This is a genomic window from Mycoavidus cysteinexigens, from assembly GCF_003966915.1.
Classification (GTDB): Bacteria; Pseudomonadota; Gammaproteobacteria; order Burkholderiales; family Burkholderiaceae; genus Mycoavidus; species Mycoavidus cysteinexigens.
Window position 1 is genome coordinate 1,753,766 of the sequence record NZ_AP018150.1, and the last position, 23,557, is coordinate 1,777,322.

General features: G+C 51.2%; 36 protein-coding genes. 33 read left to right on the top strand and 3 right to left on the bottom strand.

Going from position 1 to position 23,557, the window contains the following annotated elements; translation table 11 throughout:
• The first annotated feature begins 39 nt into the window (after positions 1-39).
• A complete protein-coding gene (locus MCB1EB_RS07350; RefSeq protein ID WP_045361702.1) occupies positions 40-261 on the top strand; it encodes a transcriptional regulator in 222 nt (73 codons plus the stop codon).
• Positions 262-381: 120 nt separating this feature from the next.
• Here MCB1EB_RS07350 and MCB1EB_RS07355 read toward each other — a convergent pair whose 3' ends face one another.
• Positions 382-633 carry a hypothetical protein gene (locus MCB1EB_RS07355; protein ID WP_045361699.1) on the bottom strand — a complete coding sequence of 84 codons (252 nt, stop codon included), beginning with the start codon at positions 631-633 and terminating at the stop codon, positions 382-384.
• A gap of 29 nt (positions 634-662) precedes the next feature.
• Here MCB1EB_RS07355 and MCB1EB_RS07360 point away from each other — a divergent pair, with 29 nt between their 5' ends.
• The 6 genes from MCB1EB_RS07360 to MCB1EB_RS07385 are packed head-to-tail and all read left to right on the top strand — an operon-like array spanning position 663 to position 3,491.
• Positions 663-863: a ribbon-helix-helix protein, CopG family gene (locus tag MCB1EB_RS07360; protein ID WP_026921972.1), complete on the top strand. Its 201-nt coding sequence runs from the start codon at positions 663-665 to the stop codon at positions 861-863.
• Positions 864-919: 56 nt separating this feature from the next.
• A complete protein-coding gene (locus MCB1EB_RS07365) occupies positions 920-1,777 on the top strand; it encodes a phage replication initiator YdaU family protein (RefSeq protein WP_126353951.1) in 858 nt (285 codons plus the stop codon).
• Positions 1,764-2,417: a DUF6475 domain-containing protein gene (locus MCB1EB_RS07370; protein WP_045361694.1), complete on the top strand. Its 654-nt coding sequence runs from the start codon at positions 1,764-1,766 to the stop codon at positions 2,415-2,417. Before MCB1EB_RS07365 ends, MCB1EB_RS07370 begins: the two co-directional genes overlap by 14 nt.
• 23 nt (positions 2,418-2,440) lie before the next feature.
• Positions 2,441-2,863 carry a RusA family crossover junction endodeoxyribonuclease gene (locus MCB1EB_RS07375; RefSeq protein WP_045361692.1) on the top strand — a complete coding sequence of 141 codons (423 nt, stop codon included), beginning with the start codon at positions 2,441-2,443 and terminating at the stop codon, positions 2,861-2,863.
• Complete coding sequence (locus MCB1EB_RS07380) at positions 2,860-3,261, top strand: hypothetical protein (protein WP_045361690.1); 402 nt, start codon at positions 2,860-2,862, stop codon at positions 3,259-3,261. Before MCB1EB_RS07375 ends, MCB1EB_RS07380 begins: the two co-directional genes overlap by 4 nt.
• Positions 3,258-3,491 carry a hypothetical protein gene (locus MCB1EB_RS07385; protein ID WP_045361687.1) on the top strand — a complete coding sequence of 78 codons (234 nt, stop codon included), beginning with the start codon at positions 3,258-3,260 and terminating at the stop codon, positions 3,489-3,491. The genes MCB1EB_RS07380 and MCB1EB_RS07385 overlap by 4 nt, the downstream gene beginning before the upstream one ends.
• A gap of 21 nt (positions 3,492-3,512) precedes the next feature.
• Here the strand turns inward: MCB1EB_RS07385 and MCB1EB_RS07390 are convergent, their stop codons facing one another.
• The gene (locus MCB1EB_RS07390) at positions 3,513-3,818 is read right to left on the bottom strand and encodes an addiction module antidote protein (protein ID WP_045365370.1); all 306 of its coding nucleotides are present in this window, start codon (positions 3,816-3,818) and stop codon (positions 3,513-3,515) included.
• Between the two features lies 1 nt (position 3,819).
• Complete coding sequence (locus MCB1EB_RS07395; RefSeq protein ID WP_045361684.1) at positions 3,820-4,119, bottom strand: type II toxin-antitoxin system RelE/ParE family toxin; 300 nt, start codon at positions 4,117-4,119, stop codon at positions 3,820-3,822.
• A gap of 272 nt (positions 4,120-4,391) precedes the next feature.
• On the opposite strand from MCB1EB_RS07395, the gene MCB1EB_RS07400 reads away from it, so the two are divergent.
• From MCB1EB_RS07400 to MCB1EB_RS07515, 26 genes are all read left to right on the top strand, one after another.
• Entirely contained in the window at positions 4,392-4,862 is a 471-nt protein-coding gene (locus MCB1EB_RS07400) for a terminase small subunit-like protein (RefSeq protein WP_045365369.1), read from the top strand.
• Positions 4,813-6,348, top strand: a complete 1,536-nt coding sequence (gene terL / locus MCB1EB_RS07405) for a phage terminase large subunit (RefSeq protein WP_126353953.1) — start codon at positions 4,813-4,815, stop codon at positions 6,346-6,348. Before MCB1EB_RS07400 ends, terL begins: the two co-directional genes overlap by 50 nt.
• Positions 6,349-6,493: 145 nt before the next feature.
• Complete coding sequence (locus MCB1EB_RS07410) at positions 6,494-7,891, top strand: DUF1073 domain-containing protein (RefSeq protein WP_052394123.1); 1,398 nt, start codon at positions 6,494-6,496, stop codon at positions 7,889-7,891.
• Positions 7,827-8,660 carry a phage head morphogenesis protein gene (locus MCB1EB_RS07415; protein ID WP_045366582.1) on the top strand — a complete coding sequence of 278 codons (834 nt, stop codon included), beginning with the start codon at positions 7,827-7,829 and terminating at the stop codon, positions 8,658-8,660. Before MCB1EB_RS07410 ends, MCB1EB_RS07415 begins: the two co-directional genes overlap by 65 nt.
• Positions 8,657-9,757, top strand: coding sequence for a DUF2213 domain-containing protein (locus MCB1EB_RS07420; protein ID WP_052394127.1), 1,101 nt, complete (start codon positions 8,657-8,659; stop codon positions 9,755-9,757). Before MCB1EB_RS07415 ends, MCB1EB_RS07420 begins: the two co-directional genes overlap by 4 nt.
• Before the next feature lie 26 nt (positions 9,758-9,783).
• The gene (locus MCB1EB_RS07425) at positions 9,784-10,293 is read left to right on the top strand and encodes a structural cement protein Gp24 (protein ID WP_126353954.1); all 510 of its coding nucleotides are present in this window, start codon (positions 9,784-9,786) and stop codon (positions 10,291-10,293) included.
• A 30-nt stretch (positions 10,294-10,323) separates the two neighbouring features.
• Positions 10,324-11,292, top strand: coding sequence for a DUF2184 domain-containing protein (locus MCB1EB_RS07430; protein ID WP_126353955.1), 969 nt, complete (start codon positions 10,324-10,326; stop codon positions 11,290-11,292).
• Positions 11,293-11,655, top strand: coding sequence for a DUF4054 domain-containing protein (locus tag MCB1EB_RS07435; protein ID WP_126353956.1), 363 nt, complete (start codon positions 11,293-11,295; stop codon positions 11,653-11,655). It abuts the gene before it with no gap.
• 2 nt (positions 11,656-11,657) lie between these two features.
• Positions 11,658-12,119: a hypothetical protein gene (locus tag MCB1EB_RS07440; protein WP_126353957.1), complete on the top strand. Its 462-nt coding sequence runs from the start codon at positions 11,658-11,660 to the stop codon at positions 12,117-12,119.
• Positions 12,109-12,477, top strand: a complete 369-nt coding sequence (locus MCB1EB_RS07445; RefSeq protein WP_045361679.1) for a hypothetical protein — start codon at positions 12,109-12,111, stop codon at positions 12,475-12,477. The genes MCB1EB_RS07440 and MCB1EB_RS07445 overlap by 11 nt, the downstream gene beginning before the upstream one ends.
• Positions 12,401-12,901, top strand: coding sequence for a phage neck terminator protein (locus MCB1EB_RS07450; RefSeq protein WP_161566201.1), 501 nt, complete (start codon positions 12,401-12,403; stop codon positions 12,899-12,901). The genes MCB1EB_RS07445 and MCB1EB_RS07450 overlap by 77 nt, the downstream gene beginning before the upstream one ends.
• Before the next feature lie 17 nt (positions 12,902-12,918).
• Entirely contained in the window at positions 12,919-14,442 is a 1,524-nt protein-coding gene (locus MCB1EB_RS07455) for a DUF3383 domain-containing protein (RefSeq protein WP_045361676.1), read from the top strand.
• Positions 14,443-14,447: 5 nt separating this feature from the next.
• Positions 14,448-14,888 (top strand): phage structural protein, encoded by a 441-nt coding sequence (locus tag MCB1EB_RS07460; protein WP_045361673.1) that lies wholly within the window; start codon positions 14,448-14,450, stop codon positions 14,886-14,888.
• Entirely contained in the window at positions 14,885-15,286 is a 402-nt protein-coding gene (locus MCB1EB_RS07465) for a phage tail assembly chaperone (RefSeq protein ID WP_045361670.1), read from the top strand. The genes MCB1EB_RS07460 and MCB1EB_RS07465 overlap by 4 nt, the downstream gene beginning before the upstream one ends.
• Before the next feature lie 26 nt (positions 15,287-15,312).
• Entirely contained in the window at positions 15,313-15,444 is a 132-nt protein-coding gene (locus MCB1EB_RS12530) for a hypothetical protein (RefSeq protein WP_269471759.1), read from the top strand.
• Positions 15,434-17,098, top strand: coding sequence for a phage tail tape measure protein (locus tag MCB1EB_RS07470; protein WP_052393563.1), 1,665 nt, complete (start codon positions 15,434-15,436; stop codon positions 17,096-17,098). Before MCB1EB_RS12530 ends, MCB1EB_RS07470 begins: the two co-directional genes overlap by 11 nt.
• The gene (locus MCB1EB_RS07475; protein ID WP_045361667.1) at positions 17,095-17,835 is read left to right on the top strand and encodes a phage baseplate protein; all 741 of its coding nucleotides are present in this window, start codon (positions 17,095-17,097) and stop codon (positions 17,833-17,835) included. The genes MCB1EB_RS07470 and MCB1EB_RS07475 overlap by 4 nt, the downstream gene beginning before the upstream one ends.
• Positions 17,836-17,838: 3 nt before the next feature.
• Positions 17,839-18,156 carry a phage baseplate plug family protein gene (locus tag MCB1EB_RS07480; RefSeq protein WP_045361664.1) on the top strand — a complete coding sequence of 106 codons (318 nt, stop codon included), beginning with the start codon at positions 17,839-17,841 and terminating at the stop codon, positions 18,154-18,156.
• Positions 18,153-18,983 (top strand): phage protein, encoded by an 831-nt coding sequence (locus MCB1EB_RS07485; RefSeq protein WP_045361661.1) that lies wholly within the window; start codon positions 18,153-18,155, stop codon positions 18,981-18,983. Before MCB1EB_RS07480 ends, MCB1EB_RS07485 begins: the two co-directional genes overlap by 4 nt.
• Complete coding sequence (locus tag MCB1EB_RS07490; protein WP_045361658.1) at positions 18,980-19,681, top strand: Gp138 family membrane-puncturing spike protein; 702 nt, start codon at positions 18,980-18,982, stop codon at positions 19,679-19,681. The genes MCB1EB_RS07485 and MCB1EB_RS07490 overlap by 4 nt, the downstream gene beginning before the upstream one ends.
• Positions 19,678-20,025: a contractile injection system sheath initiator gene (locus tag MCB1EB_RS07495; RefSeq protein WP_045361654.1), complete on the top strand. Its 348-nt coding sequence runs from the start codon at positions 19,678-19,680 to the stop codon at positions 20,023-20,025. Before MCB1EB_RS07490 ends, MCB1EB_RS07495 begins: the two co-directional genes overlap by 4 nt.
• Before the next feature lie 88 nt (positions 20,026-20,113).
• A complete protein-coding gene (locus MCB1EB_RS12055) occupies positions 20,114-20,272 on the top strand; it encodes a hypothetical protein (protein ID WP_161566202.1) in 159 nt (52 codons plus the stop codon).
• Positions 20,273-21,418: a baseplate J/gp47 family protein gene (locus MCB1EB_RS07500; protein WP_045361651.1), complete on the top strand. Its 1,146-nt coding sequence runs from the start codon at positions 20,273-20,275 to the stop codon at positions 21,416-21,418.
• Positions 21,419-21,430: 12 nt separating this feature from the next.
• Positions 21,431-22,084 carry a baseplate wedge 1 family protein gene (locus tag MCB1EB_RS07505; RefSeq protein ID WP_045361648.1) on the top strand — a complete coding sequence of 218 codons (654 nt, stop codon included), beginning with the start codon at positions 21,431-21,433 and terminating at the stop codon, positions 22,082-22,084.
• On the top strand, positions 22,081-23,070 hold the full coding sequence (locus MCB1EB_RS12060) for a gp53-like domain-containing protein (protein WP_045361644.1): 990 nt from the start codon (positions 22,081-22,083) through the stop codon (positions 23,068-23,070). Before MCB1EB_RS07505 ends, MCB1EB_RS12060 begins: the two co-directional genes overlap by 4 nt.
• 52 nt (positions 23,071-23,122) lie before the next feature.
• Positions 23,123-23,542: a tail fiber assembly protein gene (locus MCB1EB_RS07515; RefSeq protein WP_045361453.1), complete on the top strand. Its 420-nt coding sequence runs from the start codon at positions 23,123-23,125 to the stop codon at positions 23,540-23,542.
• Positions 23,543-23,557: the final 15 nt, after the last annotated feature.

Below are 23,557 nucleotides of genomic sequence, written 5' to 3' on the forward strand. Positions count from 1 at the left end.
CAGCTAAAATTTATTCATTTCCCATATTAAAATTAAGCGATGAACTTAAAGGACTACCTTGGCACTCGTGGCAGACAAGCCGCTCTCGCCTCTGCTACAGGGCTAGCCGCAGCATATATCTGGCAAATCTCCAACGGTATCCGGCCAGCTCCTATCGAACATTGTGCTGCAATCGAGCGTGTAACCGATGGGGCGGTGACGCGTCGCGATCTTCGTCCTGACGACTGGATGCTGATCTGGCCTGAACTTGCGAACCAATAACCAAACTCTAAACAGGTAACAACTTATCCACCGAAATTCAATCAGGAAGACATCTAAATGCACCTCAAAAAAACCACTATCGCATGAGCGGAGGATTTTGCAATGCACAGCGAAAACATATCAAACCGGTCGCCAAAACTTCTGTGGATCATTCGCAAACCAAAACTCTTCAAGCAGCTTGGATGTATGCCGAAAAAACTGCTCTTGAATGGCTTCCAAAGTTTTACCGTGAACAGGGAGCAAGACTTCTGCCGAGATTCTTTCCCGAACGCCAAATCTATGGCGCTCGAAAGCTGCTTTGGCGATGACACCTCCTCTATTACTTTGCGGCTCTAATACTAATGAGCCAAACTTAATTTCATTTTCAGTCATATGTACTTTTCTGATGAGTTGGTGATGTTGTGAACCAAAAACGCGAAAAATGCACAGAAGAAATAAAGCTGCACTTGGGCGAAAAGCTCAAGACAGATCTAAAAGAGTTAGCTGCACTCAAAGGCCACGATTCGTTAAGCCCGTTCATCCGTCAGATTCTTCGTGAATTCATATACGGCAAGCTTAGTCCGCATCGGGATTTATTGGCAGGGACCGTTCGGGACGAATAAGGCCTCAGATCAAGAGATTGAACAGTAATAGATATTAGATAAGGGAAAACTTAAAGATGAAGCGACCTGCCTTCCAATTCTACCCCGCCGACTGGCGTAAAGACTCTGCCCTACAAAGCTGCTCAGTAGCTGCTCGCGGCTTATGGATTGAGATGCTCTGCATCATGCATGAATGCGAGCCATACGGGCAGCTTGCGATTAACGGCAAAGCGATGAGTGCCACTCAGCTTGCCCGATTGATTGGTGAAACTGAGAAAGTAGTTAAAGGTTTGCTTAACGAACTAGAAAGCGCAGGGGTGTTTTCCTGTACAGAACAAGGGGGGATTTACTCACGCAGAATGGTTAACGATGAACGGCTCCGCAATATCCGCGCTGAAGGCGGCAAGGGGGGTAAAGAATTTGGCAAATTAGGCGCTGAACACGGATACAAAGGGGGGAGGCCTAAAAAAGATAAGGGGGGTTATGAAACAAAACCTAAAACCCCCCTTCCTGATGAAGAATATCCCCCCCCTTCATCTTCTTCTTCATCTTCACCTTCTTCTTCAAAACCTAAAGGGGATAAATCTCCTTCAACCCCTGGCGAACGCGATGCGCCCGCTGTGGCCTTGCCGAACTGGCTGGCTTTGGCCGATTGGGAAGCTTTCGTGAAGCATCGAAAGCGCTTGAAAGCGCCGATGAGCGATGAGGCTCAAGTTCGGGCAATTGCTCAGCTTTCTCGGCTTCGGGACGACGGTCATGACCCTTCCGCTGTGATCGATCAAAGCATCGTGAGCAGCTGGAAGGGGCTGTTTGGGCTTAATCGCCGTGGGTCACCGAAGCTCAGCAAACAGGCTGAGTTGGAGGCCAGAAATGCCGAAGCGGGGCGTCAAGCCAAGGCACTCATTTTCGGGGAAGAAGTTTATGAAATCCTGTGACTTCAACGCATTCGATGGATTGCTGCAAGCCGTCGCAGCCATGTACGGACGTGACTTGACTTCTGGAGTCATTGCGCTCTACTGGCAAGGCTTGCAAGCCTATGACCTCGCCGCTGTACGCGAAGCCCTCAACCGGCATGTGAACAACCCCGATACGGGCCAGTTCATGCCCAAAATCGCCGATGTGCACAAGATGCTGCAAGGTTCTACGCAAGATGCGGCTTTGAATGCTTGGAGCAAAGTAGATCGAACTATGCGCGAGAAAGGCCCCTACCCAAGCATTGTTTTCGACGACCCGTTGATTCATCGTGTGCTTTCCGAGATGGGTGGCTGGGTGCAACTCAGCACAAAGCATGAAGATGACTGGCCGTTTGTACGCAACGAATTTGTGAATCGCTATCGTGGATACCGGATGCGTAGCGAAGTACCAGAGTATCCACCTGTGTTGATTGGCATCGCAGAAATGACAAATCAGCAACTTGGGCTTGAAATTGCACCACCGTTGCTCGTCGGCAATGCTGCTATGGCGCAGCGAGTCATGTGCCAAGGAACCGATCAACCGTTGCTCAAATTTACATCGCTAAACGTGAAAAATTTACCCGTGCTTTTGCAAAACGAAGCTCAACAAATCGCCGCTTAATCTTTTTCATTTCAAACAAAAAAATGCTCAACATAATCGCCTTCACGATCCCAGGCCAGCCCATTGCCAAAGGCCGTGCTCGTTCGTGTATCCGTAACGGCCACATCGCGCACTACACTCCAGAAAAAACGGCACGATATGAAAACCTCGTAAAGCTTGCCGCACAGCAAGCGATGAACGGACAAAGCCCAATCGAATCTGCCATAGCGCTGATTGTGCGAGCATTCCTACCGATTCCAGCCAGTTGGAGCCTTAAAAAGCAGCGAGCGGCAGCAATCGGCGAAGTCATGCCTACCAAACGCCCAGACCTGGATAACATCGTCAAAGCGGTTAAGGACGGCGCGAACGGCGTCAATTGGAAAGATGATTCACAAGTCATCGACGTACACGCCAGCAAGCGATACGGTACGCCTCGTGTTGAAGTCGAGGTGAGGATCAGCGAATGAAGCAAAGTACAGGTTCATGGCGGCTTATTCCCGAGTGGGTGGAGTATGAAATACAAAATTGGGTTCGCTGGTGCTGGTCTGGACCCTGGCCGCATCCTCTGCCGCCTACGCAGTGCGCTTCGGCTGAACGGTACTATCGTGCGCCCAGTGATCTAGGCGAGGCCGAAACATCTTTGCCTCCACCCTACATCCCGAATGCCGAGATTGTGCAACGGGCTTATGTTGCGATGATGAAACAAGAGCAACATGTAATGAAAGCAGAATATATTCAGCCTTGGGAATCGGGCCGTACTCGCTATGGCAGAACGGGGGCTGCGCGCCAATTAAAAATGTCGCTGGCCACTTATGAGACGATTTTACACAGCGGATGCTTTCGCATTGAAAAGGCTTTTGGATGAAATATGCGCGGGAGATTATGGAACTGATGAGTGCCTATCCTAAACGGGATTTTAGGATGAAAGACTTGGTTAAATCTATCGTCGGCCATGCGCCTTCTTCAGCACAAAAACATCGAGTCAGAATACAAATTGCCAATGTCATTCGTGAACTTGAGGCGATGGGCTATGTTTTCCGTCGCCCACCTTCCGCTAAACGAGGCGGATTTGCCTTATATCGTTGGCGTGGCTGATCCCAAACTTGCCCAACACCGTCAACCTGAAAATGCGGGTGAGGTTGGCAATAAGGCTGTAAGTTCGATGCCAAGCGCTTTCATGACCTTTATGGTTGTTTTCAAGGTAGGGTTGCCCTGCTCACTAAAAGAGCGATAAAGTTGCTCTCTGGAAAGCCCTGTTTGACTCGCAATTTGGTTCATCCCTTTGGCTCGAGCCACAATGCCTAACGCATGTGCAATATATCCAACATCACCGGTCTTGAATGCTTCTGCCATAAAAAGCGCAGTCGCTTCTTCAGAGGCTAAGTCTTCTGCGGGATCATAAGTTGTTAATTTTTCAGTCATTTCATTCACTCCATTCATCTGCCAAGCGCTGCGCTTTCTTGATGTCATCTGCTTGCGTGCTCTTATTGCCACCACATAACAAAACAATGATCGTACTTCCTCGCTTTTGAAAGTAAACACGGTATCCAGGGCCGTAGTGAATACGCAATTCGCTAATGCCGCGCCCCACAGGTTCAGCATCTCCGGCATGACCGTAAGCCAGTCGATCTAAGCGCGATGCGATTACAGCTCGCGCCCGTTCATCCTTGAGTCGCACTCTCCATTTTCTGAATGCTTCTGTTTGCTTAAGTTCTATTGCCATGAAAAAATGGTAGTTTATAAACTACTTTCTGTCAAGATAAATCACGTGCCAGCATCCCCTTATTACATTTCACACTTAGGCACACCGCTAAAAGTGATAAATTAACTTCTGTAAAGTGATAGCCAAAGTGATAATATTTGTGCGGGTCAATTCGTCCTAAAGATTCAGCAGCTCTTTTGAGCGCTTTTTACTGAATGTTTTCCCACTCATTTTCAGCCTCAGGCAGCCTACAAGCTGCCTTTTTTTATGCCTGTTTGCTTTTACCTCTGACGATGGCTCGACCCAGCAAATACACGATTGCTCTAGCAACAAAAATCTGTGAACGCTTGATGGTCGGTCAAAGTTTGCGCTCCATATGCGCGCAAAAGGAGATGCCCTATCAAGCGACTGTGTATCGATGGCTCACGCAATCTGAGTCATTTCGAGATCAATACGCCCGCGCGCGCGAAGTACAGGCCGACACGCTCGCTGATGAGATTTTGGATATTGCTGATGATTCAACGCGAGATATTAAGATTGACGAACAGGGTAACGAGCGAACTCAGCACGAAGCCGTACAACGTTCTAAACTCCGCGTCGATGCTCGTAAATGGCTCGCTGGGCAATTAGCGCCCAAGAAGTACGGCGACCGCATCCAGCAAAATATCAGCGGTGCAAATGATGGCCCAATTGAACAAAAAATTACCGTCGTCGATGAAGCCCAAGTCAAAGCCACCGTCGCCCACCTTGAGGAAAGCTATTGATCCCGAGGTGCTTCGGGCGGTGGCCAAGGCCAAATGTGAGCACAGTCACCTCTTTTTTACTCGGTATTTCTTTAAACACCGCCAGGGCATTCCGTTTCATCTGAACTGGCACCATGCTTTGATTGCCGATACGGTGCAAAAGGTGATTGATGGCGAGCTTAAAAATGTCGTCATCAATGTACCGCCAGGCTCTTCCAAGACTGAGCTGGTGGCGATTAACTTGATCGCACGGGGCTTAGCGCTGAATCCCAGAGCGCGCTTTTTGCATATTTCGTATTCTGATGATCTGGCCTTACTCAATTCTGAAATGGCGCGAGAGATCATCCGTAGTGAGGAATATCAAGCGCTGTGGCCGCTCGCGATTGCTCAGGATGCTAAGAGTAAAAAACGCTGGAATGTGCTGCTCGACGGTAAGAAGGCCGGTGGCGTCTACGCGGTCTCATTGGGCGGTCAGATTACCGGTTTTAGAGCCGGCCACATGGCGCCAGGCTGGCAAGGCGCACTCATCATCGATGATCCGCTTAAAGTCGAAGATGCCTATAGCAAAGCTGCCCGTGACAAAGCAAATCGTAAACTGGTCTCGACTGTTAAAAGCCGTAAAGCCCAGCCAGATACACCAATTGTTGTGATTATGCAGCGCTTAGCCCAGGAAGACCCCACCGGCTTTATCCAAATGGGCAAAGTGCCTGGCGATTGGACCTTCGTTTCGATTCCCGCCCTGTTGGATGATACGTATGTGGCTGCCCTCCCCTCTAACTATCGAGACAAGATAGACACCTCGCGACGAGATGAACACGGGCGCTTTAGCTACTGGCCGTACAAAGAGCCGCTTAACGATTTATGCGCGCTTGAACAGGCGGATCGCTATGTGTTCACGAGCCAGTACCAGCAGCAGCCTAGAGCACTCGGGGGCGATCTCATCAAAAGTGAATGGTTTTCATATTACGAAACGCCGCCCCGCATTCGCCTGCGCAAAATGTATGCCGATACCGCACAAAAGACCGCTGAGCACAACGATTACAGCGTATTTCAGCTATGGGGCTTAGGCGAAGACAATCGCTTGTACTTGCTCGATCTCATCCGCGGCAAATGGCCTGCGCCTGAACTTAAGCGCCGTGCGATTGCCTTTTGGAATAATCATAAACCCTATGACCATAAGACCAGCGCACCCTTAGCGCAACTGCTGGTCGAGGATAAATCCTCAGGCACCGGGCTGATTCAAGACATTCAAGAAGACGGCCATATCCCCGTTAAAGGCATTCCTCGCGGTACCGATAAGCTCACCCGCATCATGGGCGTGCTGGCTTACATTGAGTCAGGGCGGATTGCGCTACCTAAAAACGCGCCTTGGGTAAAAGATTTTATTGCCGAATGCGAGGCCTTCACGGCCAATAACACCCACGCACACGATGATCAGATTGATCCTATGATTGATGCGATTACCGATTGTTTAGCGAAAAGCTCGGATTGGTCTGGATGGACTTAAGTTGAAAGTTTAGAGGGGTGGGCACTCAGCATTCCAAGAAGATATGAGGAAAACTTCCAGTGAGGTAGGAACACCAAGCTCCCGCCCGTCATTATACATAATTCACTGCTTAGGTTAAATTTTATTAAATCAATGTAAATTTAAGATGCGCTCTTCTAAAAAAGCCAAACGAGCTAAACCTACATTGACCGGCCAAGCCACGCCCACTCAAGATAGCCTCACCAATCTCGTCGCAGGCCTGATGAATAGCCGCGACAAGATGGCGTATAACCATTATGCGTTTCGCAAAACGATTAGCCGCAGCGAACTCGCCACGATGTATCGTTCTAACTGGCTGGCTCGCAAAATTGTGGATGCCCCCGCTGAGGATATGACGCGGGAATGGCTGAGCCTCGAAACCAAAGATGAAAGCAGTAAAGACACTCTAGAAGCCGCTGAAAAGCGCTTTAAGCTGGTGACGCTGTTAACAAACAACCTCAAATGGGGCCGGCTCTTTGGCGGCTCAGCACTCTACATTAGCTTAGCCGGCGAAGACCCTGAGACACCGTTAGAGATTGAACGCATCCGCCGTAGAGCGCTACAAGGTTTTCTCGTTCTGGATCAACACCAACTCACAGTAGATAAGCAACCTTGCCTGATTGACTTAAACCGCCCCGAATATTGGCGACCTGAGTATTATCGCGTTGCCGATACCCAGCAAATCATTCATGCCAGCCGCCTCATCTTCTCCGATGGCGCACTGGTACCTGTCAGTGATTTAAAGCAGCAAGGCTTTTGGCACGATAGCGTACTGCAAGCTCTTTACGACGAGCTGCAACGCGGTGATACGGTCGCCAGCGGCACCGCCAGCATGTTCTTTGAAATGTGCGTCGATATTTTAAAAATTGAGGGACTCACGACCAAGCTGAATAGCGATGAAGGCACACGCGAAGTCCAGAAGCGTTTTGAAGTCACCAATACGGCCAAATCCTTTAATCGGATGATGCTCCTCGATAGCGCCGATGACTATCAGCAAAAAACCATCAACTTTGGCGGAGTCAGCGAAGTCGCTACGATGTTTTTACAGCGTATTTCAGGCGCTGCGGACATTCCTGCGACGCGTTTGCTTGGGCAATCTCCCTCTGGCCTGAGCGCCACGGGGGAAAGCGATATTCGTAACTACTACGATGCGCTTAAAGCCAAGCAAGAAAACATCTTACGTCCTCAAGTCGAAAAGATTTATGACGTGATGGCGATGTCTGAGCTGGGCCATCCGCTCAAAGACCTCGTGATCGAATTTAATCCGCTCTGGCAATTGTCTGAAGCGGAACGCGCCAACGCTGAAAAAATCCGCGCTGAGACCGATCAAATTTATCTGATGCAAGGGGTGATTCACGAAGCGCATAGCCTCAAACGCCTCAAAGCGAATGATACCTATGCGATTACCGACGAAGATTTAGACGAAGCGCAGGCCCTCGCGCAAGAATTAGATACACCGGATGAACCTGACGCTACCCGCCCTGATCAAGGCACACCTCAAGCACACGACAAAACGCCAGCCTAAGCGCGCTCGCGTACTACGGTCAACAAAACTCAACCGTCGAGCCGAAGTCGCTTACCGCAATCAGTTGTTGAGCCTGGTGAAACAGATGCATCAGCGCGTTAAAGAAGAGATTTTGCCGATCTTGAAAGAACCAGAGGACGGCTATACGCAGGATGCGTTATCAGAATCGCTCGTTCAACGGATTCAAGCGGCATTAGAGCGTATCTCTCGAGCCTTTCTAGCGTTGATTGCCCGCGCACACCGTTGGGCGCACCGCATGGTCGAGCAGGTCGATGAAGACAACCGCACGGCGCTGATTGGCAGTATTCGCTATGCCTTTGGCATCGATATCGCCCCATTACTGAATGTTCCGACACTCAATGCGCCTTTGCAGTTGGCGATGGCAACGAACGTCCACTTGATCCAGTCGATTCCACAGCGTTACTTTGAATCACTCCGCACCGCCGTTTTAACCAGCACTCTGGAAGGACGCCGCTACACCGAGCTGGCTAAGGATATTCAGAAACTCACGCATACAACCGAAAAACGGGCGCGCCTGATTGCTCGAGACCAAACCGCTAAAACCCACGCAGCCATTGCCCAAGCTAGACAAACCGCACTGGGGATCACCGAATACGAATGGCAAACCAGTGGCGATGAACGCGTGCGAGACAGTCACGCAGATAACGATGGCAAACGATTTAAATGGGAGAACCCACCTGAGTCCGGCCACCCTGGTCACGAGATTGCTTGCCGCTGTGTCGCCTTACCCATTATTGACTTAACATGATCGAAATTTTAGATAGCCGGCCCTCTGAGCGAACCTACACGCCAGAGGGTTTTTTAATTGCGCCCGCCAAGCTTGCACGCAGTGGTATTCAATCGTATCGCGCCGTCGAGTTTTCCGACGGATCCGGCGATCCGATGCGCATTCTGAATATCTATCGCCCGCCCGAAGAAGTCTTTGCGCCCGAATCTCTGGCTTCTTATGAAGGCGCGCCGCTCACGAACGACCATCCACCCTCTTTCTTTGTCACCGCCGATAACTGGCGGCATCTCGCGCTGGGCTTTGTGCGCAATATCCGGCAGCAAGAGGGTTATGTCGTCGGAGACTTGATCGTACAAGACAAAAGTGCCATTGCCCTGATTGAAAGCGGCAAGGTGGGGCTCTCCGCAGGCTATCAATCTCAAAAGGATATGACGCCTGGCATCACGCCCGATGGACAGCCCTATGACGGCATTCAAAGAAATATTCGCGTCAACCATATCGCACTCACGCGCACCCCTCGTTGCGGTCCCACCTGCCGCATTGAAGATTCTAACTCTCATGGAGAACCTCTTATGTCTGACACACCCGATCAAACCACGACTCAAAGCACCGATACAACAACCGCTGTTCAGACAGCCCCTACGCCTTGCCATGACTGCGGCGAGATACAAAATCAAATGGATGCGCTGACTGAAACGATTAAAAAGCTCGAAACCGAAAACCATATCCTACGCCAGAAAGAAGCTACCCCCGCGGTGCGCGATGCCTGGATTGCCGACTGGGCTGAAACCGTGACCGATGCTAAGCAGTTAATGCCCGCGATCACGACGACCGATAAAAGTTGTCATGCGATCCGGCACGAAGTGGTTAAGCAGCTTTATCCGAAGCACAAACCCGTAGTCGATGCGCTGCTCGCCGGACACACGCTCGATAACGCCGACGAGGTCATGATTCAACGCGCTTTTAAAGTGTTAAGCGCGATACCTCAAGGCACCCCACGCCGTGATCCGGTTCTAGATGCACTGAACACCCAACTGAACACCGATAGCCGCCCGTTAGACCCACAGACTGCCCGCACGCAATACATTCAGCAGCTACAAGCAACCTATACCGCTTAACTTTTTTATTCAATCAGGAGTTTTTTATGTCAATTCAACTCGCCGACTATGGTGATGCACAGCTCGAGCGGGGTATCCCTGGACTCGAGGCCGATAATGGCCCCAACAGTATTGTGAACCGCCGTAATGCCAGTACTGCTGAGATTGACTTTGGTTTAGCAGTTGCCGCAGGTGCTGACGCAGATACTGCGGTGTTGCCTTCTACAGGCTGCCGCATCATCGGTTTAAGCGTGCGCCACGCTACGATGCAAGCGAATCAAACCGGCAACGTCAGCTATGCGCCCAAAGCTACCGTACCCGTCATGGAAATTGGACGGCTATGGGCCATCGCTAAAAACCCTGTCAGCCCAGGTGACGCAGTGACGACCGACGCGACGGGCGCACTCTCCACCGGCACGGCAATAGCCGTCCCTGGCGCTCTATGGGAAACCCAAGCCGCGGCCGGAGCGATTGCGCGCGTGCGGATTAACCTCCTCCCCCCTATGCCCGCCGCCTCCAGCTCGTCTAAAAAGACTACCTCAACCCAAGTTGAATAACCCCCCCTTCTTCTTTTATTCTATTGAATTATGCCGAACAAAATTCTTGCTGATGCGCTCAGCCGCACGTCTATTTTCCAAGACGCCAGCCTTATCCAAGATTCCTCTCAAGCCCTGGCTTTCTTAACCGGACAACTCGAATCTGTTGAAACACAGATTTACCAAAAAAAGCGTGCTCTTCTGGATTATGAAGCGCTGCTACCGATCTCAACCTCTGCCGGCCAATGGGCCACTTCGATTACCTATCGCATGAAGGATTTTGCCGGCCAAGGCCAGCGCCATAGCGGCAAAGGCGACGATATTCCTCGGGTCGATGTTCATTATGATACAAAATCCATACCGGTCATCTCAGGCTCAATTGGCTATGCGTATACTTTTAACGAATTGCGCATGTCCGCTAAATTAAACTTAGCCATTGACCAAGATCGGGCTGAGGCCGCTTTTTATGCCTATCGCGCTCATCTCAACCAGGTAGGATTGTTTGGCGAAAAAGAACTCACCGGTTTATTCAACTCTCCCTTTGTCCCTCAAGTCCAAGCCGGTGTCGGTAGCTGGACAACAGCGACGCCTGAACAGGTTTTAAAAGAACTCAACGAAGTGATTACGCAAGTCTGGACACAGACCAAGCGCAATAGCACACCCAATACGATCATTTTGCCTGGGGCGCACTACGCGCATCTTGCCAGCACACCGCGCAGCAAAGGATCGGATAAAACCATTTTGCAATACGTGCGCGAGAACAATATCGCCAAAGCCGAGAAGAATATCGATATTGACTTTCGAGGCGGCATTGACCTCGATCGCGCAGGTCAAAATCAAAGCACACGGATGATGGTTTACGAGAAAGATCCCGTCAATCTCGCTTTTCATATCCCCATGCCGCTGATGTTCCATGCGCCAGAGCAACGCGGATTGGAATTACTCATCAACGGCGAATACAAATACTCCGGTGTTGAATTCCGTTATCCGAAGTCCGCTTTGTATATCGATGGGATTTAAATGGCCATTACACCGGCTGACGTTAAAGCGCGCTTTCCTGTGCTCGATGCGGTGGAAGAGGCACAGCTTCAACTGCTGATTGATGATACGCGCCCCTTCTTTAATATCGAACGTTGGGGCGCGTTTTATCCGCGGGGGGCCTGTCTATTGGTCGCACACTTCTGGAGCATGCAGCAGAAAGTCGACAAGGGCGAAACCGCTCCAGTTCATGCCATTACATCTCGTAAAGCCGGCGAGGTTCAGCTTAACTATGCGTCCCCGAGCCCGCTAGAGATGCAAGATGCTTGGCTCGCAGCCACCAGCTACGGTCAACAATATCTTAGCTTGCGCAAACAGGTGGGCTTTGGCGCGCTCGTGGTGTGACGATGAACTTTTCTAAATTGGATGGGCTGCTCAATCGAATCAAAGCGTTGGGCCAGAAAGAAATTTGTGTCGGCGTCATTGCTAAAACCGCACCACGCAAGGATCAAAAAGCCCGCTTCAGTAACGCTCAAATCGCTGCTGTGCATGAATTTGGCGCACCCAACAAAGGCATTCCCGCACGGCCCTTTCTGCGAACAACGCTGATTAACAACAAGCAGGCCTATACCGATGCACTCGCCACACAGATGCGTAAAACGGTGAGGCAGCGGCAATCGGCTGAACAGGCCTATCAGGCGGTTGGCCTTAAGGCAACAAGCGATGTCCAGCATGAAATCCGCCATGGCGCGCATACACCTTTAAAGACTACGACGATTCAGCGTAAAAAATCCAGCCAGCCGCTCATTGATATTGGTCAACTGCACCAGTCGATCACCTCTATCGTGCGAGAGGTCAATGAATCTTAAGGCACTCTTTGATGAAAGTGAACTGACGCGGCGCATCACCCTTTCTCGCCGATATGGTCAGCATCATCCCGATCATGGCGAGTGGTTAGAACGGTATTACATGCTCGAGATCACCGCGATTGTCTATCCCGCTGGGCAAGATGATTTGCTCAAACTGCCCGAAGGCGAGCGCTATTTGCCTGCGATTCGAATTCTAAGCCAAGAACCCCTGATCGAAGGCGATATTGCACTGCATCAAAATCACCGCTGGCGCTTAACTCAGTTGTCTAACTTCTCTCACTATGGCTACTACGACGCAACAGCAGTTCGACATGAAGGCACTGCGCAGCCTACTGCGCGAGGTTTTGTCGTTACCTAGTGGCGCTGTACGACCAAGCTATCAGGCTGGACCGACTGGCGCTGAACCCTGTGTGATCGTTTCTGTGCTGACTTCCGTTGAAATCGGCACCACCCGACAAGCGTTTGATGGCGCACGTGAAATAGAGCGCTTAAGCACTGCACGACTGACCACCGTATCGATCGAAGCCTTCGGAGAAAACGCCTACGCACTGATGCAAACGCTCACGACACTGTTACAAGCCAGCTCGACTCAGTCCATGCTGCGCACCCGCTTAAACGCCGGTTTAGTCACCCTCTCGCCGTTACGCGAATTAACGACAATCGTTGGCGCCGGCTCCGAAGAACGCGCTCAGTTTGATGCCACTTTCTCGCACTCTGATTGCGTTGAGATCGATTTAAAACGAATTGAGCATGCCTCCGTTCTGACGCGCTCAGATATTTAATTTTTTGGAGAATTTATATGGCGACTTCGCTGCCTCTTAGCGAAATTATCAATGTTCAACTCAACGTCCAACCCCTCGCCCCAAGCCGACGGGATTTTGGCGTGTTGAATCTAATGACCCCTGAAGCCGGTCAGGTGTTTAATGATGCCCATACGCTGTATGCTGAATACGCGAATGCCAACAGCGTTGAGCAAGCGTTTGGCAGCCATAGTGTCACCGCTCAGGCCGCTCGCCTATTCTTTGCTCAAACCCCACGCCCTAAACGCCTGGTGGTTTCGCGCTGGGTGCGCATCAAACGCACGTTAGCTGCAACTCACTCTAAACTCTATGGCGGACCGATGACCGCCCCGTTAGAACAACTCAAAGCGATCTCTGTCGGCTATTTCTCGATTAAGGTCGGTTCCTCCCTTAAAAACTACTCCAAAATCAATCTTTCTAGCGCCAATACGCATGAAGAAATAGCAACCCTGATCACTGCTAAAACCTCCGCCGATAAACTCACCGTGCATTGGGACAGTACGGGCCGGCGCTTTATCGTCGAAGTGGATCAAGCCGGCGCAAGTCGTACATTAAGTTTAATGAACAGCGATGGGCAGCCGCTGACGGTAAGTAGCTCGCCCTCTTATTTAGGCACCCTTCTTAAGCTCGATAGCGCGGATGCTTATTCAGTCGCCGGCACCGATGCGGTCACCCTTGAAGCGCAATCCCTCACCGAAGCGCTCTCACAGCTTGAGGCCCGCTTTAATCACTGGTATGCCCTTAACATTCTTCACCCCTTAACTGATGTCCAAATCAAAGAGGTGGCGAATTGGGTGCTCGCTGCCGATAAAAAGATTTTGGGGATCACGACTTCGAACCCTCAGCACCTGGAACCCAGCTTTTTAAATGTATTTAAGCAGTTGGCGGATCAGAAGAATGAACGCGTCGTCGCTTTGTATGACAAAGATAATCCCCATGCAGTGTTGAGCTGGCTCGCACGCGCTTTATCCGTGAACTTCGCGGGCAATAACACGACGATCACAATGAAGTTTAAACAACTGCCTGGTGTCACCCCGCATCCGCTCACGCTGACCGAAGCCAGTCAATGCAAAGCCTTAGGGATCAACTATTACACCTATTTCGATGAAACCGCGATGGTTGCCGAAGGGACGGTATTAGGCGGGCGCTTCTTTGATGAGGTGCACAGCCTCGATTGGTTTGTTGATGCCGTACAGAAAGAAGTCGTCGCCACATTACACCGCAGTCCTACCAAGATTCCGCTGACGGATGCAGGCACCCATCAGCTCTTAGTGGCCGTTGAAAGCGTCTGCCGCGAAGGCGTGCGCAATGGCGCGTTTGCCGCAGGGGTGTGGCGGGGTGATCCGTTTGGGCATTTACACACCGGCGAGCGGCTTGAAGAAGGCTTTTATGTCTGGGTCGATACTGTTGATCGCCTCTCCAGCAGTGACCGTGAAGCCCGCAAAGCGCCCCCGATTCAAGTGGCGCTGAAACTCGCTGGCGCGATTCATGCCGCTGACATTCTTGTGAACTTTGATCGTTAATTCCTATGAGTACTACTTTTAGTCCCCGCGAAGTCTCTGTTTTAATCAATGGCGTGCGCCTTACCGATTGGAGTGACGGCAACGATGTGATTCAGGCTAAATTGAATGCTGATGCCGGTAGCTACACGATGGGCGCCAATGGCACTGGTGTTTTTATTGCGAATCCCGACCAGTCCGGCACGCTGACCCTAAAAATTAAACAGCAGAGCCCCGATAACCATTATTTAGATCGTTTATTTAAGCAGCAGCGATCAACCATCAAAACATTTATTCCCTTGACGCTCTCCATTGTCGATTTACTCAATGATGACAAAGTCAGCGGCTTAAACGGCTATTTCACCACCTCACCCGACTATACGCGAGGCATGGGCCATAACGCGGTCACCTGGACGCTGGTGTTTGAACAACTCACGATTACTTTAGAAAAAGGATTGGCTCACTCATGAAAACCCATCAATTCGAACTGGATGGCATCACCTATCGCATGACGCCCGCGAACGCGATGGCTGGCTGGACCGCTTTAAAGCAAGCTGGCAAATTACTTGAGGGGATTAAGGTTTCGCCTCAGAGTCAGGGCGAGATCGAAATCGGCACGCTTTTAGCTCATTTAGGCAGCCCGCAAGTCGCTGAGATCGAACGTCTGATTTATGAACATACGACTGTTCAAGCCAATCAAGATAAACCTTTTAGGCTCGCCCATCAGCTTGAGACCCATTTTAATCAGCACCGCTCGCACCTCATCCGCATTTTGCTGGAAGGCTGTAAGGTGCAATTCGCCGATTTTTTCAAAGGGGGCGCTTGGAACAGTCTAAGCGCCCTCATGCCCACTCCGGTTCAGACCTAATCGACTGGTTTATTTGGCTACCCATTATGCGCCAATTCTGCACCCTGAATGAACTGCGTTCTGTTTATACGCTGTCTGACTTAGTCGAGTTTCATCAGACCATAGCGCAGTGGGACACCATTCAAACCAAACTGACTCAAAACACCCATGGTCGTTGATGAATTTCTCTTTAAGCTCGGCGTCGTCGCGGATCTTAAGCAAGCCCGGCACTTTCGCCAAACGCTCTCCGATGTCGCCCGCACCGCTTCGATTGCTACAACCGCCGTGGGCGCATTGGCAGGCGGCCTCACCGCTTTCTTTGCCAAAGCGTTGAACGGCCTCAATACGCTGAATCAAGCGGCACGCGAAACCGGCGTCAGCGCCGAATATTTACAGCAACTCGGCTTTGCTGCGGCGCAAAATGGCGCTTCTCTTGAAGCGGCCACCGCTTCCGTACGCGGACTCTCTAAAGTCATTGGCGAGGCAGCGGATGGGATAGGACGCGGTGCACGCGCCTTTGAGCATTACGGCTTAAGCGCCAAAAACGCCAATGGCTCGATTAAATCCGTCACGCAGATGATGGGCGAATTGCAGGAAAAAATGCAGCGCCTCTCTGATCCTCAGCGCAGCGCCTTCTTACAAAAGATGGGCATCGATGCGGCGATGCTGCAAACGCTGCGCTTATCCAAAGCTGAGCTGCACGAGTTGATGCAAGAGGCACAGGATTTAGGCATCGCGACACAAGAGCAGGCGGATAGGGCTTCTGCCTGGGGCGATGCAATGATGCGCATAAGCTGGGTATTCAAGTCTTTACGTACACAAATCGCGTTGGGCCTAGCGCCTCAGTTACTTCTACTCGCGGATCGCTTCAAAGCCTTTTTGTTACGTCATAAAGAACTCATTCGGGATGGACTGCGTCGATTCATTGACATCCTGTTTGCTGCCGTACAAGCGCTGGTTCATACAGGGTCTGCGATGGATCGCGTGATCCGCCATACGATCGGCTGGAAAGCGGCTCTATGGGCATTGGTCGGTGTCTTAGCCTGGGTCAAGCGCGCAACGATGGCCGCATTTGTCGTCAATCCCGTTGCGTGGCTCGCTGCGGCTATCGCAGGGCTAATTGTCTTGATCGATGACTTGATGACCCATCTCCGAGGCGGTGAAGCCTCTTTGGCCAGATTTTGGGATTGGCTTGGAAACGGGATCAACTATGCCCAAGAAGCTTTTGCTCAATGCTGCAACTATTTAACTCGGTTTCAAAAGACGCTGGCGCAGGTATCCAGCAAAATTAAAGCTCTTATCAATTCAACCTGGGCACAGCTCGTTCAATTGATTCGTCAAACTTGGAAAAGCCTTTTAGCCAAAAGTACCGCACTTGTTGCCCGCCTTAAAACACTCTTTCTCTCGCTCTTGGAATCCGCTCGCACGCTATGGACGAATATCACGGATGGGATTGCTCAGGCTTTTGAAACGGCCTTTAACCGCATACAGTGCGCCTGGGACAACGTGTTTGGATGGATCTCGAAAGGGTGGGCCAAACTTCAATCCAGCTTCCGTTGGATGGGCGAAAAACTGAATCTGACACAAGCCATTGATATTTCTCAAGCCGTCAACCTGGCTTCGGCTTCCGCTCATCCAGCTGCGCATCAAAGTAACACTGTGACCCACCATACGACACATCATGCGCAGCGCACTCAGCAACAGACAGTCAATCAAGACATTAAAATTCATATCGCCTCTTCTGATCCCGTCGCCGCAGGCCGCGCCACTGTGGAGGCACTGCGTCAACAACGCATTGCTACACATAATAGCCACAGTGCGGCCAAACTATGACGATCTCAGTGATGCACCGCCGCATCGGCACCGTCACACTCGATGCAACGCTCGCTGAGCAACATCAGTCGGTGTTACGCATTTCTGAAAACCCGATTGAATCCGGTGCGTTGATTGCCGATCATGCAGCGCTTGAACCCAAACAGATTACGATCACTGGGATTGTGACCGATTACCAGCCACCGCCTGCAATCCCAACCGGTATGACGGGGGCGCTGCTACGCCAAAGTCCAGACTTTTTTAATCAGCTCCCTTTACCGACCGAAGTCAAATCAGTCACGATGCAGGCGGCTTCTCGGATTCAGCGAGAGTTAGGTTCTGCGCGCACCCTTCAGCAGTCAATCGCTAACAGCCTAGAGCAGGCGCGCCCCCTCGTTCCCTGGTTGCCAGCCTGGAGCGGAGTCGATTCCAGCTCGACTCAGGAGCGTGTACAGCAGGTGTATGAAGCACTGCTGGAATTACAACGGTCCATTGAACCCATTGAGATTATGACGGGCGCCAGGCTCTACAGCAATATGCTGCTACAGGCGATTAGCCTAAATCAGATGCAAGAGGGCGTGGCGGAATTCACTTTGACGTGCCGAGAAATCATGATCGTCAATACGCACGCCATCGCAGGCGTCAAACAGGCTTCTGGCAGAGCCGGCAAGCAAGCCGCCGCTAAAACGCAAAAAGGCAAAGTGCAACTCCAGCCCGCCGATAAAAAGAAGTCTTTGCTGAAGCATCTATTGGGCTAAGCCATGCATTTGATCCCCGTTGATTCCGCCCCGTATCAAGAAATGACGATTGCGTTTAAAGGGCATGCGTTGCGCTTAACCCTACGCTACAACAGTCTTGCCGATTATTGGGCGCTAGATGTTTTTGATTTAAAGCGGGATCGCTATACCGCCCAAGGGCTGCCGCTGGTTGTTGGTGTCCCTCTTTTATGGCGCAGACCTGTTGAGTATTGCTTCATTCTCAGCGATGAAAGCGGTATTGGCCTCGATCCAGTCGGTGGGGACGATTTAGGCCAGCGCTGTTTCCTGTATATCGTTGATAAAGCGCAGATTCATTTATGAAACAATTTGGCCGACGCTATCAGTTGGCGCTGGGCAATCCACACGATGGCGTACTGATCGATGCGCTGCGCGTCTCCTTTGACCTCTGTAAAACCATTGACGCTAAGCCCAATCCGGCTCAAATCTGCATTTGGAATCTGAATCGCACACATCTCAATCAGCTCTTGAGCGGCAGGTTTAAACGGATCGCCTTATCTGTGGGCTATGCAGAGCTGCGCTTACTCTATACCGGCGACATCCTCAAAGCTACGCTACAGCGCGATGGACTCGATTCGATTCTGGTGCTGGAGTGCGCTGATGGTGACACCGATTATCGGACTGCGCGTGTCTCGCTCACCCTCAAAGCAGGCACCTCGGATGGGCAAGCCATTCAGCAGCTTGCACAATCATTGGATCAAACCCAACTTGGTACCGTGGCTCACGGTCGGCTGAATAGCCTGCCTCGTGGGCGCGTCTTTTGCGGCAATACCCGCGATGCACTGCATCAAATCGCTCAGGCCAATCAGGCCGACTGGTCAATTCAGGATGGCGAATTAATGATGCTGCCGGCCCAGCAGGTATTAGCGGATGAAGCTGTTTTGATTTCTCAAGACACCGGCATGATCGGCGCACCTGAAGCCAGCGAAGACGGGCTGATCGTCACCGCTTTACTGAATCCCGCCATCCGTATCGGCAGCTTAGTGCGCGTGCACTCCGTCACTGAATCATTCAATGGCAATTATAAAGTCGTCAGCGTCTCGCATTGCGGTGATACCTATGGCGATGAATGGCTCACCACAATAACGGCTGTAGGCGGAGCCTTTACGCCCATTAAGGATAAATCATGAAATGGCATACCCCTTCCTTGGATGCTGCGATTGAAGCCAGCATCACCGCTGCCCTCAAAAAGCTGCATGTCGCCTTGCCGGGTCGAATTGTGAGTTTTGATCCCAGCACGCAAACCGCTTCCGTGCAGCCCTTGATCGAGCAGATTTTACAGAACGAGCAAGCCGCGCCTCTGCCTATGCTCACCGATGTGCCGGTGCACTTTCCCCGTGGCGGAGCCTTTGTACTCACCTTTCCCGTGGCGCCAGGCGACGAATGCTTAATACTCTTTGCTGAACGCTGTATTGATGGCTGGTTTGCCAGTGGGCAATCGAGCATTCCGCTGGATTATCGCCTGCATGATCTATCCGATGGCTTTGCTTTAGTCGGATTTTCTTCTTTACCTCGCGCCATTCCAGAGTATGCAACGGATGCGGTAATGATGCGCACGCTCGATGGCAGCGCTTACTTTAAATTGGATCAGGCGGGGCATATGACGATCAAAGGCACCCAATTGACGATCCAATGCCCCGTCGTCGTTGAACAGCTTTTAACCTACCAAGCCGGCTTAAGCGGTACCGGCAGCGCAGAAACTGGCACGACCATTACAGGCAATATCTCGCATAGCGGCGGTGAATTGAGTTCCAATGGCGTGACGCTGCATGCTCACCGGCATAGCGGAGTTAAAGCCGGCGGAGATTGCTCAGGTGGCCCACAATGAAAGTGCGGCGGCTCGATGCGAACCATGACTGGACCTTTGGACAAGGACGCGCCAATTATGCAACCCTCGCTGAATCGGTCGCCCAGCGCGTCAAATCTCGCTTATTGTCGTTTCAGGGTGATTGGTTTTTGGATCTAGAGCACGGCTTACCTTGGCTGCCCACCTTTGAGCGGCCTGCGGATTTGCGGAAGATTGAACACCTTGTGAAACGCACGATTTTACACACGCACGGGGTGCGCGAGCTTCTGAATTTAGAGTTGGCATGGGACGCCAGCACTCGCCGTCTAACGATGACTGCCCAGCTTAAAGATCACGATGATCAATTGATCGACATCACGAATTAGATTTCCCCAAAAAAGGAAAAAACCTCGAACTGTTAGCTGCAGTCGGTTTTTTTTGTTTCTACCCCTCGCACTTATTTATAGGATATGCATGGAAACTGTCACTGTCACATTTACCCCTACCGAGTTCCATAAAACCCTATGGCATATCGCCGCAAAGATATGGATTTGCATGATTATCTGGCGTTTGCCTGAGCTGATTAAGGCGGTGTGCTCCGTCGCGTGTACATACATTCACGCAACACACTAGATGGCTCAACTGACTGAACAAGGCTTCATCATTGAGCGATTGGATGCCAACCTCGCTCAGCTCGATGCAGGCTTTAGAGCTATTTACGGCGCGGACATCAATACCGAGCCAGATAGTCCTGATGGACAACTCATTGGCCTCATCGCCCAAATTAAAACCGATCTGGAAGAACTCGCTGAATCCATTTATAAAGCACTCGATCCTGAAGCTGCCAGTGGTGTTTGGCTTGAACAGCGCGTCGCCTATGCCGGACTCACGCGCAGACAAGCGCGCTATAGCTATCTACGCCATACGGTTTTGACCGGCACGCCCAGCACGTTGATTCCGGCTGGCGCAGTCCTCACCGATCCGCATCATCGACGGTGGGTTGTCGTAGCCAATACCACGCTGAATGAAAATGGCTCGGCGCACGCTGATTTAAGAAGTGAAACGCTCGGTGCCTTTCCTCTGCCGGCCCACACCGAACTCACCCTAGAAACGCTCTTTTTAGGCTGGCGCTCCGCTCAAAGCAGCCAAGCCGCAGAAGTCGGAGAAGAGGAAGAAACCGATGCCGAGCTGCGACGCCGGTTCTTTATTAGCCGTGCAAAAGCGGCTCAAAACTCCGTCGATGGGATGATCGTTAAGCTCTTACAGCTCGCCGATGTCCGGCAAGCCGTCTGTTTAGAAAATGACAGCAATCGAACCGATGCAAACGATGTTCCTGCGCACAGCCTTAATATTATTGTAGAAGGCGGCTCAGATGCCGAGATTGCTCAGGTGATCTTTGAGAATAAAACCGCTGGCACAGGGCTACGCGGCGCAGTGCAAACGCACATTCTCGACAACACAGGTATGACGCGCTCAATCCGCTTTGATCGACCCGCGGTCGTCGACTGCGCTGCTTACCTCGAAGTGCGCCGTAATGCCCATTTTACGGCGGTCGACGTTGAAGCGATTAAAGCCACACTAACCAGAACCGCGTTCAGCATGGGCGAAACGGTACTGCTCTCGCGCTTATACAGCCCTATCAATACCGTACAAGGGTTTTGGGTGGAAACACTCAACATTGGTCGACGCGGCACACCCCTCGCCGCCAGTAATATTGAAATCGGCGTGCGCGAAATGGCCCGCTTTGCGGCTAACGATATTGAAGTCGTCGTGCTCTAAAAATCACACACCATGTCTTATGAATCACTGCTTATCTGGCAGTATAAGGGCAAGCCCAAAGCACGCGCCACCGCACAACTGATTGATCACTATTTTAGTGACACATGGCAGGGTCTCGCCGATCTACCCAATGCCCTCCATATTGAGATCGCTTCAGGCAAAAACCTAGACCTAGTGGGCCAACATGTCGGGCAATCCCGTGTCTTGTCAGGTCTGGCCCCTCGCAGTTTGTTCGGTTTTGAGCGCGCACCAGGCGCTCAAGGTTTGAGTCGAACCGGTTTAGGCGGCGGCAAATGGTATCGTAAGGGCGATGTCATTACCGATTCCGTCGTGCTCGATGACGATGATTTTCGCTTTCTCATCAAATGCCGCATCGCCAAAAACCATATGACGGGCACCCTCCCTGACATTACACACGCGCTGGATTTTATCTTTGGCGGGCAAGCCAGTGTCTATGATCAGTTCGACATGAGTTTCACCGTCACCATTCGCAGCGATCAAATCACCGCCTTTAAACGCTATGCAATTCAGACGCTCGATATTCTGCCCCGACCCGCAGGCGTCAACGTCAACTATGTCGTTTTAGCCAACATTACCGCTTTCGGATTCGCCAACTCACCTGGCGCATTCGCTTTTAACCATGGAAAATTTGCGAGGTATTTATGACTCTTTATGCACGTCCTGATGAACACGTCTTTGCTCAGGGTGCGCGCCCTGGAGAAGTTCAACCCTTTCCCGATCTTTCCAGAGGGTGGGGCGTTGCCTTTGACCAGACTGGCGGCATCCCACCGATGGAATGGTTTAATTTTATTGGCAAACGCGCTGATGAAGCCATTCGCTATCTGATGCAACGCGGCTTGCCCGAATGGTCTGAGACAGAAGACTATCCTGAAGGCAGTTATATTCAATATTCTGGTAAAACCTATCGCGCCAAAGTAGCGAATAAGGGTAAAACGCCTTCAACTCATTTAGCCGAATGGGAAGAATGGGGTCTTACGCGTGAAGCGCTCAATGCGCACTTTCACCCCAAAGATGGGGAGTTGGCTTGGTCCAAAATCACCAAAACGCCAACAACATTAGACGGTTACGGTATTACCAATGCCGCTACGGCTCAAGATGTGGAACACCGCTTCTCCGAAATCCATCAGCGCTTTCATCCTAAAAATGGTCCATTGCCTTGGGCAAAAATTTCTGACAAACCCACAACGCTCAGCGGATACGGCATTACAGATGCTGCGCCCATTGCGAACCCCGCTTTCTCCGGACAGCCTACCGCACCCACTCCGTCAGCTCAAGACAGGAGTACCCGTATCGCTACCACCGCTTCCACCTGGGCCACCCTTCTTAGCCTGTTTACTGGACCTGACCGACAATCCTTTCAAGGCAACGGGTTCCAGAAACTTCCAGGTGGCCTCATTCTCCAATGGGGTTTCACCTCTACCCACGGCAATGGAATGTCTAATGTGATTTTCCCTGTCAAGTTTTCAACGAAATGTCTGGCCATTCATGGCACTCATCTCGGCACTGGATGTGCAACCGTCATCGAATATGTCGGGACTCGAACCAATATCGGCGCCACATTGCGCACTCTCGATGAAAATGCCATGACCCGCGCAGGATGGGGCCTTCATTGGTTTGCTATTGGACATTAATTTGCCCTCTCATGTCTATTCTTCTGTTTTCTATTTAAACCCACTTCATCGTATGACTTTTTATTATTCAAAATCAGAACCCGGATTTTACTGCGTCGGGATACATGGCGATAACATCCCTAAAGATGCTGTCTCTATTACTCAAGAAGAGCACACCGCATTGCTCAATGCCCAATCCAAAGGTAAATGGATCCAGTCTAATGAGAACGGCTACCCAGTGGCTGTTGACCCGCCTCCACTTACCCCTGAGGAGTGGGCCGACATTAATTTACGCTGTCGACAGGCTCGGTTGAGTCAAGCGGCTTTAAAAGTCGCTCCTTTACAAGATGCCGTAGACCTCAACATCGCCACGGATGACGAAAAACAGCTTCTCAAAGAATGGAAACTTTATCGAGTTGCTCTCAACCGCATTGAGCAGCACTCTAGCCTTTCCGCCGAGATCGAATGGCCTAAACCGCCTGATGAGAATTGAACCCATTGATATTGT

What these genes read in the sequence shown, in the direction of transcription:
- MCB1EB_RS07390 (WP_045365370.1), bottom strand. Translation starts at nt 3,818, where the DNA reads ATGACTGAAAAATTAACAACTTATGATCCCGCAGAAGACTTAGCCTCT.
- MCB1EB_RS07500 (WP_045361651.1), top strand. Translation starts at nt 20,273, where the DNA reads ATGGCTCAACTGACTGAACAAGGCTTCATCATTGAGCGATTGGATGCC.
- MCB1EB_RS07365 (WP_126353951.1), top strand. Translation starts at nt 920, where the DNA reads ATGAAGCGACCTGCCTTCCAATTCTACCCCGCCGACTGGCGTAAAGAC.
- MCB1EB_RS07415 (WP_045366582.1), top strand. Translation starts at nt 7,827, where the DNA reads ATGAACCTGACGCTACCCGCCCTGATCAAGGCACACCTCAAGCACACG.
- MCB1EB_RS07465 (WP_045361670.1), top strand. Translation starts at nt 14,885, where the DNA reads ATGAAAACCCATCAATTCGAACTGGATGGCATCACCTATCGCATGACG.
- MCB1EB_RS07440 (WP_126353957.1), top strand. Translation starts at nt 11,658, where the DNA reads ATGAACTTTTCTAAATTGGATGGGCTGCTCAATCGAATCAAAGCGTTG.
- MCB1EB_RS07460 (WP_045361673.1), top strand. Translation starts at nt 14,448, where the DNA reads ATGAGTACTACTTTTAGTCCCCGCGAAGTCTCTGTTTTAATCAATGGC.
- MCB1EB_RS12530 (WP_269471759.1), top strand. Translation starts at nt 15,313, where the DNA reads ATGCGCCAATTCTGCACCCTGAATGAACTGCGTTCTGTTTATACGCTG.
- MCB1EB_RS07385 (WP_045361687.1), top strand. Translation starts at nt 3,258, where the DNA reads ATGAAATATGCGCGGGAGATTATGGAACTGATGAGTGCCTATCCTAAA.
- MCB1EB_RS07370 (WP_045361694.1), top strand. Translation starts at nt 1,764, where the DNA reads ATGAAATCCTGTGACTTCAACGCATTCGATGGATTGCTGCAAGCCGTC.
- MCB1EB_RS07490 (WP_045361658.1), top strand. Translation starts at nt 18,980, where the DNA reads ATGAAATGGCATACCCCTTCCTTGGATGCTGCGATTGAAGCCAGCATC.
- MCB1EB_RS12060 (WP_045361644.1), top strand. Translation starts at nt 22,081, where the DNA reads ATGACTCTTTATGCACGTCCTGATGAACACGTCTTTGCTCAGGGTGCG.
- MCB1EB_RS07410 (WP_052394123.1), top strand. Translation starts at nt 6,494, where the DNA reads ATGCGCTCTTCTAAAAAAGCCAAACGAGCTAAACCTACATTGACCGGC.
- MCB1EB_RS07475 (WP_045361667.1), top strand. Translation starts at nt 17,095, where the DNA reads ATGACGATCTCAGTGATGCACCGCCGCATCGGCACCGTCACACTCGAT.
- MCB1EB_RS07455 (WP_045361676.1), top strand. Translation starts at nt 12,919, where the DNA reads ATGGCGACTTCGCTGCCTCTTAGCGAAATTATCAATGTTCAACTCAAC.
- MCB1EB_RS07380 (WP_045361690.1), top strand. Translation starts at nt 2,860, where the DNA reads ATGAAGCAAAGTACAGGTTCATGGCGGCTTATTCCCGAGTGGGTGGAG.
- MCB1EB_RS07435 (WP_126353956.1), top strand. Translation starts at nt 11,293, where the DNA reads ATGGCCATTACACCGGCTGACGTTAAAGCGCGCTTTCCTGTGCTCGAT.
- MCB1EB_RS07425 (WP_126353954.1), top strand. Translation starts at nt 9,784, where the DNA reads ATGTCAATTCAACTCGCCGACTATGGTGATGCACAGCTCGAGCGGGGT.
- MCB1EB_RS07420 (WP_052394127.1), top strand. Translation starts at nt 8,657, where the DNA reads ATGATCGAAATTTTAGATAGCCGGCCCTCTGAGCGAACCTACACGCCA.
- MCB1EB_RS07495 (WP_045361654.1), top strand. Translation starts at nt 19,678, where the DNA reads ATGAAAGTGCGGCGGCTCGATGCGAACCATGACTGGACCTTTGGACAA.
- MCB1EB_RS07450 (WP_161566201.1), top strand. Translation starts at nt 12,401, where the DNA reads ATGGCTACTACGACGCAACAGCAGTTCGACATGAAGGCACTGCGCAGC.
- MCB1EB_RS07355 (WP_045361699.1), bottom strand. Translation starts at nt 633, where the DNA reads ATGACTGAAAATGAAATTAAGTTTGGCTCATTAGTATTAGAGCCGCAA.
- MCB1EB_RS07395 (WP_045361684.1), bottom strand. Translation starts at nt 4,119, where the DNA reads ATGGCAATAGAACTTAAGCAAACAGAAGCATTCAGAAAATGGAGAGTG.
- MCB1EB_RS07480 (WP_045361664.1), top strand. Translation starts at nt 17,839, where the DNA reads ATGCATTTGATCCCCGTTGATTCCGCCCCGTATCAAGAAATGACGATT.
- MCB1EB_RS07445 (WP_045361679.1), top strand. Translation starts at nt 12,109, where the DNA reads ATGAATCTTAAGGCACTCTTTGATGAAAGTGAACTGACGCGGCGCATC.
- MCB1EB_RS07375 (WP_045361692.1), top strand. Translation starts at nt 2,441, where the DNA reads ATGCTCAACATAATCGCCTTCACGATCCCAGGCCAGCCCATTGCCAAA.
- terL (WP_126353953.1), top strand. Translation starts at nt 4,813, where the DNA reads ATGAAGCCCAAGTCAAAGCCACCGTCGCCCACCTTGAGGAAAGCTATT.
- MCB1EB_RS07485 (WP_045361661.1), top strand. Translation starts at nt 18,153, where the DNA reads ATGAAACAATTTGGCCGACGCTATCAGTTGGCGCTGGGCAATCCACAC.
- MCB1EB_RS07400 (WP_045365369.1), top strand. Translation starts at nt 4,392, where the DNA reads ATGGCTCGACCCAGCAAATACACGATTGCTCTAGCAACAAAAATCTGT.
- MCB1EB_RS07505 (WP_045361648.1), top strand. Translation starts at nt 21,431, where the DNA reads ATGTCTTATGAATCACTGCTTATCTGGCAGTATAAGGGCAAGCCCAAA.
- MCB1EB_RS07350 (WP_045361702.1), top strand. Translation starts at nt 40, where the DNA reads ATGAACTTAAAGGACTACCTTGGCACTCGTGGCAGACAAGCCGCTCTC.
- MCB1EB_RS07430 (WP_126353955.1), top strand. Translation starts at nt 10,324, where the DNA reads ATGCCGAACAAAATTCTTGCTGATGCGCTCAGCCGCACGTCTATTTTC.
- MCB1EB_RS12055 (WP_161566202.1), top strand. Translation starts at nt 20,114, where the DNA reads ATGGAAACTGTCACTGTCACATTTACCCCTACCGAGTTCCATAAAACC.
- MCB1EB_RS07515 (WP_045361453.1), top strand. Translation starts at nt 23,123, where the DNA reads ATGACTTTTTATTATTCAAAATCAGAACCCGGATTTTACTGCGTCGGG.
- MCB1EB_RS07470 (WP_052393563.1), top strand. Translation starts at nt 15,434, where the DNA reads ATGGTCGTTGATGAATTTCTCTTTAAGCTCGGCGTCGTCGCGGATCTT.